The 8,270-nt window shown below is 62.5% G+C and carries 9 protein-coding genes and 1 other RNA gene; 8 read left to right on the forward strand and 2 right to left on the reverse strand.

The window, feature by feature from the left end; all coding sequences use genetic code 11:
• The first annotated feature begins 94 nt into the window (after window positions 1–94).
• From ssrA to feoB, 7 genes are all read left to right on the forward strand, one after another.
• Window positions 95–472: a transfer-messenger RNA gene (gene ssrA / locus AC629_RS12920) on the forward strand.
• 114 nt (window positions 473–586) lie between these two features.
• Window positions 587–1,105 carry an SspB family protein gene (locus AC629_RS12925; RefSeq protein ID WP_084805125.1) on the forward strand — a complete coding sequence of 173 codons (519 nt, stop codon included), beginning with the start codon at window positions 587–589 and terminating at the stop codon, window positions 1,103–1,105.
• 89 nt (window positions 1,106–1,194) lie between these two features.
• Window positions 1,195–2,646 (forward strand): class II fumarate hydratase, encoded by a 1,452-nt coding sequence (gene fumC / locus AC629_RS12930; protein WP_084805147.1) that lies wholly within the window; start codon window positions 1,195–1,197, stop codon window positions 2,644–2,646.
• Window positions 2,647–2,924: 278 nt separating this feature from the next.
• Complete coding sequence (locus AC629_RS12935; protein WP_074118396.1) at window positions 2,925–3,113, forward strand: DUF4169 family protein; 189 nt, start codon at window positions 2,925–2,927, stop codon at window positions 3,111–3,113.
• The gene (locus AC629_RS12940) at window positions 3,110–3,361 is read left to right on the forward strand and encodes a ribbon-helix-helix domain-containing protein (RefSeq protein WP_084805126.1); all 252 of its coding nucleotides are present in this window, start codon (window positions 3,110–3,112) and stop codon (window positions 3,359–3,361) included. Before AC629_RS12935 ends, AC629_RS12940 begins: the two co-directional genes overlap by 4 nt.
• Before the next feature lie 118 nt (window positions 3,362–3,479).
• Window positions 3,480–3,755, forward strand: a complete 276-nt coding sequence (locus tag AC629_RS12945) for a FeoA family protein (RefSeq protein WP_084805127.1) — start codon at window positions 3,480–3,482, stop codon at window positions 3,753–3,755.
• A gap of 60 nt (window positions 3,756–3,815) precedes the next feature.
• On the forward strand, window positions 3,816–5,687 hold the full coding sequence (gene feoB, locus AC629_RS12950) for a ferrous iron transporter B (protein WP_084805128.1): 1,872 nt from the start codon (window positions 3,816–3,818) through the stop codon (window positions 5,685–5,687).
• Between the two features lie 255 nt (window positions 5,688–5,942).
• Here the strand turns inward: feoB and AC629_RS12955 are convergent, their stop codons facing one another.
• Window positions 5,943–6,167, reverse strand: a complete 225-nt coding sequence (locus tag AC629_RS12955) for a hypothetical protein (RefSeq protein WP_084805129.1) — start codon at window positions 6,165–6,167, stop codon at window positions 5,943–5,945.
• 327 nt (window positions 6,168–6,494) lie between these two features.
• On the opposite strand from AC629_RS12955, the gene AC629_RS12960 reads away from it, so the two are divergent.
• Complete coding sequence (locus tag AC629_RS12960) at window positions 6,495–6,935, forward strand: hypothetical protein (RefSeq protein ID WP_143199093.1); 441 nt, start codon at window positions 6,495–6,497, stop codon at window positions 6,933–6,935.
• 182 nt (window positions 6,936–7,117) lie between these two features.
• On the opposite strand, the gene AC629_RS46730 is transcribed toward AC629_RS12960, so the two are convergent.
• Window positions 7,118–8,270 (reverse strand): tetratricopeptide repeat protein (locus tag AC629_RS46730; protein WP_349531103.1); only part of this gene is annotated, 1,153 nt, incomplete at its 5' end.

Here is an 8,270-nt window from a genome sequence, read left to right on the forward strand (position 1 = left end):
CAGGAGCTTAGAACGCCGGCTGCCGCACGGCCAAGATCATACCGGAGAGCGCGCGGAAACTATCCAAAGGGAACCGTGGGATCGTCGCGCGAAACCACTGTTTTTTGAAACCTTTGCCCCCTATATTGGGAGTGCCGGTTCGCCGGCTATGGAAATAAACGGTCGTCGCAATAAACCATTCGGACCCGGGGGCGGTACCCGGCGCCTCCACCAAAGCTCATCGACCAGCGGCTCAGGCCCGCCCGGGGAGCTGAGTTTTGGAGGGGGCGAAATAGGATCGACGAGGGCGTAAAGGGCGTACTTTTTCCCGGTATTGTTCCGCCGTTATCGGGCTACTGCAATAGTTGCCAACGACAACTTTGCTCCGGTTGCTCAGGCTGCGTAACGCAGTTTGAAAGACCACTTTAAAGTCCTAGCGGGTTAAGCTCCGCTAGGCGGGGTTCGGAGGCACCTGGCAACAGAAGCCTCCACTTGCCTCTTAATTCCTTCCCGGCGGGGACTCCTGCTGAGCCGTCAGGCGCGGTACTATCGCGGCTTGGCGAGTCGGGCCGGCAGGGCTCTGCTCCTGGAATGCAACAGGACCACCATGGCGACCGATCATATCCGATACGATGTGCTGGCCCGCGACGCGCTGCGCGGCGTGCTGCGGAAGGTGCTGACCGATGCCGCGTCCCATGGACTGCCGGGCGAGCATCACTTCTTCATCACCTTCGTATCGAAGGCCGAGGGCGTGAAGCTGTCGTCGCGCCTGCTCGCGCAATATCCCGAAGAGATGACGATCATCCTCCAGCACCAGTTCTGGGATCTGACTGTGCTCGAGGACCGCTTTGAGGTCGGCCTGTCCTTCGGCGGCATTCCGGAGCGGCTGGTGGTGCCGTTCAGCGCCATCAAGAGCTTCCTCGATCCGTCCGTGAAGTTCGGCCTCCAGTTCGATACCTCCGATGTCGCGGAGGTCTCGCCCGAGGCACTGCCGGCCGCTCCTGCACCGTCGGCGGTCGCTGTGCCTGCGCCTGCCGCTGAGGCGGCCGAGGCCGCGGAGGAGCCGACCCCGCCGAGCCAGGGCGGCGCCGAAGTCGTCCGGCTCGATCGTTTCCGCAAGAAATGATCCAGGCTGGGCGCGAGACCATCGCACCCGGCCAAACTGCCTATATAGATGAGCACACAAAGAGGCCGCGCGACGTTTCGCCCGGCAGAATGGATGTGCTCATGGCCAAGACTTCCCGTTCGAAGACTGCCCGCTCGAAGACCAATAGCCGCTCCGCAACCCGCATTGAGACCGACAGTTTTGGTCCGATCGAGGTCCCTTCCGATCGCTATTGGGGTGCGCAGACCGAGCGCTCGCGCCAAAACTTCCGCATCGGTACCGACCGTATGCCGATCTCGCTCGTGCATGCGCTTGGCATCGTCAAGCTCGCCGCGGCACAGTCCAACCGCGAGCTCGGCCTGCTCGACCAGCGCCGCGCCAATGCCATCATCCGCGCCGCGCGCGAGGTGATCGACGGCAGCCTCGACGATCATTTTCCGCTCGTGGTGTGGCAGACCGGCTCGGGCACGCAGACCAACATGAACGTCAACGAGGTCATCGCCAATCGCGCCAATGAGCTACTCGGCGGCGAGCTCGGCGCCAAGAAGCCGGTGCATCCCAACGACCACGTCAACATGAGCCAGTCGTCGAACGACTCGTTCCCGACCGCGATGCACATCGCGGCCGCGAGCCGCATCACCGCCGATCTCGTTCCGGCCCTCGGCGAGCTGCAGCGCGCGCTACGCAAGAAGGAGAAGGAGTTCGCCGGGATCGTCAAGATCGGCCGCACCCATACCCAGGATGCGACGCCCCTGACGCTCGGCCAGGAATTTTCCGGCTATGCCGCGCAGGTCGAAAGCGGCATCGCCCGCCTCAAGGTCGCGGTGAAGGATCTCTATCCGCTGGCGCAGGGCGGCACCGCCGTCGGCACCGGCCTCAACTCGAAGCCGCGCTTTGCAAAACTGTTCGCAAAGCACGTTGCCGGGATTACCAAACTCCCCTTCACCAGCGCCGCCAACAAATTCGAGGCACTGGCCTCAAACGACGCCTATGTGCTGGCGCACGGCGCCATCAATTCGGTCGCGACAGGGCTCTTCAAGATCGCCAATGACATCCGCCTGCTGGGATCTGGCCCGCGCTCGGGCCTGGGCGAATTGATCCTGCCGGAGAACGAGCCGGGCTCCTCGATCATGCCGGGCAAGGTCAATCCGACGCAGTGCGAGGCGATGACGATGGTGTGTTGCCAGGTGTTTGGCAATCACACCGCGATCACGGTGGCCGGCAGCCAGGGCCATTTCGAGCTCAACGTCTACAAGCCCGTGCTCGCCTACAACATGCTGCACTCGATCCGCCTGATGGCCGACGCCGCGCGCTCCTTCACCGAACATTGCGTCAGCGGCATCCGCGCCGACGAAAAGCGCATCAGGGAGCTCATGGAGCGTTCGTTGATGCTGGTGACCGCGCTGGCGCCCAAAATCGGCTACGACAATGCGGCCAAGGTGGCCAAGACGGCACATGCCAACGGCACCACGCTGAAGGAGGAGGCGCTGCGGCTCGGCTTCGTCTCGGCGGATGAATTCGACCGCCTGGTCCGCCCCGAGAAGATGACCAGCCCGGGATAAAATTCCGAATTCCGACAACCCATCCGTAATGTTACGGAAGCCCCAACTCGCAAAAATATGCGGCTTTGAGGGCGGGATTTGATTACCGTCAATGTTGCGGCAGGGCGGCGTGGTACGCAGCCCTCTCGCCTCGACAGGGCGAATTCATCGTTTGATGGTCCTAGAGGCCGATTGACGAGGACGAGCGAATGGCGATCAAGTCTTGTGGGGCGCAACGCGGCACCCTGTTTCTGGAGATTTCATCCTGCCCGAGGAGGATCGGATGATGGAGACGCGGCATGGGGAACGTCATCAACCTGAATCGTTTCAGGAAGCGCGCCGAGCGGGAAGCCTCGGCGAAGCAGGCGGACGCCAACCGGGCGAAGTTCGGCCGCACGAAGGCGGAACGGTCGGCGGAGGAGACGCGCGCGGACAAGGCGAAGGCGCATCTGGACCAGCATCAGATCGATCGCGAGGATCAGCCATGAAGTCGCCCGTCGTGAAGCGTTCGATCGTCGTCGCCGGTCACAAGACCAGCGTCAGCCTGGAAGAGGCGTTCTGGAACGGCATGAAGGAGATCTCGGGCCTGCGCAACATGACGCTGTCCGAACTCGTCGGCGAGATCGACGGCGCCCGCCAGCAGGGCAATTTGTCCTCGGCGATCCGTCTGTTCGTCCTCGACTATTTCAAGAGCCGCGCCATGGCCGTCCAGCCGGAAAAGGTCCCGGCTCAGTAAGCGCCCGGGGGCATCCCCCGACGCCCCCCCGGGCCACTGCACTTTAAAATAGCTCTAAGGTGCAGCTTCGGCGAGCAAGCACGCTTGACCTCAATGCCCGGCGTTGAAAATACAGGGCATGACCGACACCAATGATACGCGTTCGCAAATGCCGCTGGGCCTGGCCCAGCGCGGCTATACCGGCGTCATTCAGCATCTTTCCGCCAGGGACGCGGGCTCGGCGCTCTCGGACATCGAGCTCGAGAGCCGACTGATCGAGCTCGGCTTCGTCGAGGGCGCCCGGGTCGAGGTCCTGCACGAGGGGCTGGTCGGGCGCGACCCGATCGCCGTCCGTGTCGACAACATCACGATCGCGGTGCGCCGTCGTGAAGCCATGGCCATCATCGTCGCCTGACGCGACCGGACGCCTCATCCCAAGTCTCTTGCCAGGTCTTTTGCCAGGTCTTTTGATCACATGGAATTACCCCTGCTGCATCTCGCCCTGGTGGGCACGCCAAACAGCGGCAAGACGTCGCTGTTCAATGCGCTGACCGGCAGCCGGCAGAAAGTCGCGAACTACCCCGGCGTCACCGTCGAGCGCAAGGAAGGCTTCTTCGTCACCCCGCTCGGCCGCCAGGTCTCGGTGGTCGACCTGCCCGGCACCTATTCGCTGCGCGGCCGCAGCCCGGACGAGGAGATCACCCGCGACTTCGTGCTCGGCAAGGCCTCCGGCGAGACGGTGCCCGACCTCGTGCTGTGCGTCGCCGACTCGACCAATCTGCGCCTGACCATCCGCCTGCTGCTCGAGCTCAAGCGCACCGGCCGGCCGATGATCCTCGTGCTCAACATGTTCGACATCGCGAGCCGCCGCGGCATCACGGTGGACGTGGAGCGGCTCGCGAAGGAGCTCGGCGTGCCCGTGGTCACCTCGATCGCGGTGCGCAAGGGCGGCACCGCCGACCTGTTGAAGCTGACCGACGAGATTTCGGCCAAGCTGGCCGCCGAGCCTCAGGAGAGCAGCTGGCGCGCGCTCACCGTCTCCGAGCTGCGCGCCACCCAGCGCGAGGCCGACCGCATCATCGCCGACTGCGTCAGCCTGCCGAGCCGGCCCGACACATGGACCGCGCGGATCGACGCCGTGGTGCTGCATCCCGTCGGTGGCCTCATCCTGCTCGCGCTGATCCTGTTCGTGATGTTCCAGGCGGTGTTCGCCTGGGCGCATCCGCTGATGGAGCTGCTCCAATCCGGCTTCGATGCGCTTGGCGAGCTCGTGCACGCCACCCTGCCCGACGGCCTGTTGCAGAGCTTCCTGCAGAACGGCGTGATCTCCGGCGTCGGCAGCGTCATCGTGTTCCTGCCGCAGATCATCATCATCTTCCTGTTCATCCTGCTGCTGGAAGATTTCGGCTACATGGCACGCGCCGCGTTCCTGATGGACCGTATCATGGGCGGCGCCGGGCTGCACGGCCGCGCGTTCATTCCGCTGCTGTCGAGCTTTGCCTGCGCCATTCCCGGCATCATGGCGACGCGCGTCATCGACAACAAGCGCGACCGGCTGACCACGATCCTGATCGCGCCGCTGATGACCTGCTCGGCGCGCATTCCTGTCTACACGCTGATCATCTCCGCCTTCATTCCGGCCAAGGAGGTCTGGGGCGTCATCAACCTCCAGGGCCTCGTGATGTTCGGCCTCTACGCCACCGGCATCGTCAGCGCGCTGCTGGTCTCGTTCCTGATCAAGTTCTTCATGCTGCGCGACTATGCGCCGGCGCCGTTCATGCTGGAGCTGCCGGACTACAAGATGCCGCGGCTGAAATCGATCGCGATCGGCATCTTCACGCGCGCAAAAATGTTCCTGCAACGCGCCGGCACCACGATCTTCTCGATGATGGTGCTGATCTGGTTTTTGGCCTCGTTCCCGCAGCCGCCCGCGGGCAGCACCGAGCCCGCGATCGACTTCAGCCTGGCCGCGATCATCGGCAAGGCAATCGAACCCCTGCTCGCCCCTGTCGGCTTCAACTGGCAGATTGCGGTGGCGCTGATCCCGGGCATGGCGGCACGCGAGGTCGCGGTCGCAGCGCTCGGCACGGTCTATGCGATCGAAGGCGGCAAGGAAGCGGCCGAGCAGATCGGGCAGGTGCTGGCGACGAAATGGTCGCTGGCGACCGCGCTGTCGATGCTGGCCTGGTACATTTTCGCTCCGCAATGCGCCTCCACGCTCGCCGTGATCCGGCGCGAGACCGGAAGCTGGACCTGGATGGCTGTGACCTTCACCTACATGCTGGTGCTCGCTTATGCGGCAAGCCTTCTGACCTACAACGTCGCCGTCGCGCTCGGCGCAGGCTAGCGCCCTCTCGCACTAAAACTGCGAAAACAACCCCATGCAAAGTAGACGGGGGTTGTCGGAATGGTGACCGGTGATTTCCTTGAAGCCATTGGCACGTCGAGCAAAACACCCGTAGCCCTGATAGAGCGCAGCGAAATCCGGGGCGCAGTGATCCCGGATTGAACTGCGCTTCATTTGAAATTGCGGCTGATCGGCACGACATCCGAGGCGAAGAGGCCGCCGGCCGGCTAACTCCTGCTCGCGGTCGGCATCAGATCACTTGGTGTAGCCCTGGCTCGTACACCACCACATGGCTTCACCCGCGGTCGCGCCATGCTCTACGACGTATTTTCGGCACGCTTCGTAATTGACGGCATAACGTTTGGCGCACGGGACGGCGGAAATGGTACCGCCGCTTACGGAACAATTGTGAGCGATTGCAGTCGGCATCGAAAGGGTTGCGACAGCGAGCCCGACAACGAGGAACGACAAGGTCTTCATGGCTATCTCTCCCGGAGTATAGGAGTAGCGAGCGCTATCCCAGGTAGCATGATATCACGCTTTCGACCGCGCATGCTCGACAAATGCCCGCTGGGATGCGCAGGGGTGGGTGGGGCCAACTCGTAGCATGCGCTCACGCTTCGCGCCGGTTGACCCGTCGGGCAAAACAGCGGCACGATGACATCATCGTGAGACTGCCAGGGACGAAGATATAGATCCCTTCGAACCCTTGATCTGAGTCAAGCCGCCTCGTGCAGCGCATCCAAGAATGGCGATAGGTCGTCGCACACTGGGCCCAAACAGAGTGGGGGGCACGGAGCGACTGACATGCCGGTGTTGGCGTATTTGTGGAAGGTGGGCGCGGCGTTGCTCGCGCTCCTGTTCGTTGCGGACTTTTTTCTGCCCAGGGCACCCCTTGAGGCACCGCCAGCCGAGAAGACGGCCGAGGATCGGCAAACCATACGCATTCACTCGGATCGCAAATGGCCTGAGCGCGTGGAACTCGATACGAGCCAGCCGACAATCTTCGCGGCGACGCCCGAGCTCCCGATCACGCAACCTCCGGCCATCCGGGCGGACACTCCGGCAGTCGCCGATGCGCTCGCCATGGCCCGCACAGAATCGAGCCCGCGCGAAACCGTCAATCGCAAGCAACCGCGCAAGGCGCAACACATTGCGACGCGACCGAAACGACACGCGTCGCCGCAGATGCTTCTGGCGGCGCGCCCAGGGCAGTTTGCGTGGTTTGGCTACTACAGGTACTGGTGACCGTCGCCGGGGCATCGCCGCAGTAAATCGCGCGAGCATCCACGTTGCGCTGGATCATGGCGGGGCTTCGTGACGGCTTCGCTAGGGCGTGTACTTATAAACAGTCGATGTCTGCTTTCTGGGGTAACGCGGAAATGCGCCAAAGGCACGGGAATTTCGCCTTTTTGACCCCAAACCAGACATTACTGCTCTGGTAGCCCTGCGATGCGAAGACCCTCGTAAAGGCGTTCGCGGCCCGCAAGGTAAATGGGATTGTCGCCCGCTGCGTTTAGACGATAGCTCCGAATTGAAAAGTCCGGATCGAGCGCCAAGCCAGAACGGGCGGCTCCTTGGGCCTCGGCTACGTTGCCAGGCAGAGCTAACGCGGCAGCAAGTTGGAACCACCCAATCGAATAGTTGCGATTTGCTTCGACGCAGCGGCGCAGCCAAGCCACGGCAGCAGCGTCGTCTTCAATCGTGATTTTGGAGACGCCCGCGGTGCTCAACCATCGAAACGCGAATATGTCGCGAGGCGAGAGGCGGTCTGCTTCCTTGACGTGGAACTCAGCCTCGACGTTGCGTCCCATGAGATGTTTGCCGAAGGCAATCATTCCATGCGCGCCCGCCAGGTTTCTATCCAGCGCGAGAGCCTTCTCGCATAGTGCGACTCCAGCCTCCACTCGCTTGGTCTGGATCTGGACAAGTCCGAGAAATGAGTGAGCCCACGCATTGTTGGGCGCCAAGGTCAGGATTTGATCAAGCAGGGACTCGGCTCTGGCAAATCGCGCCCATCGACCATCGTCAATAAAGGTGGACCCCAGACCGACCTCGACCCGCGCCAAGCCAATCAGCGCTTCCACGCTGCTCGGATCAGCGGCCAGAGCCTTTGCAAAATATTGTTGCGCCATTGCCATGTTTTCGCGCGTAGGTCCCCTGTAGACCCAGGCGGTCCCCTGAAAACAGAGCTCGATCGCATTTGGGTTGAGGACGCGTTCGGCGCGTTTGGCTTCCGCTCGCACGAGTTCGGCATCAAGAGTGTTGGCTAGCCTCGATACGATCTCGTCCTGCATGTCGAAGAGATCGGCTATGGGTTTGTCAAAGCGCTCGGCCCACAGATGTTTGCCCGTTTCAGCGTCAACAAACTGCACGTTGACGCGAAGCCTATTGCCGCTGCGCTGGACCGAACCTTCAAGTACATAACGGACGTTCAACTCTCGCCCGATTTGCTTCACGTCAACGATCTTGTTTTTGAATGTGAACGCGGTATTGCGGGCAATCACGAACGAGCCGCTGATGCGTGACAAATCCGTGGTCAGGCTCTCGGTCACTCCATCAACGAAGTACTCCTGCTCAGCA

This window comes from Bradyrhizobium sp. NAS80.1 (assembly GCF_001908205.1).
In the GTDB taxonomy this organism is placed as follows: Bacteria; Pseudomonadota; Alphaproteobacteria; order Rhizobiales; family Xanthobacteraceae; genus Bradyrhizobium.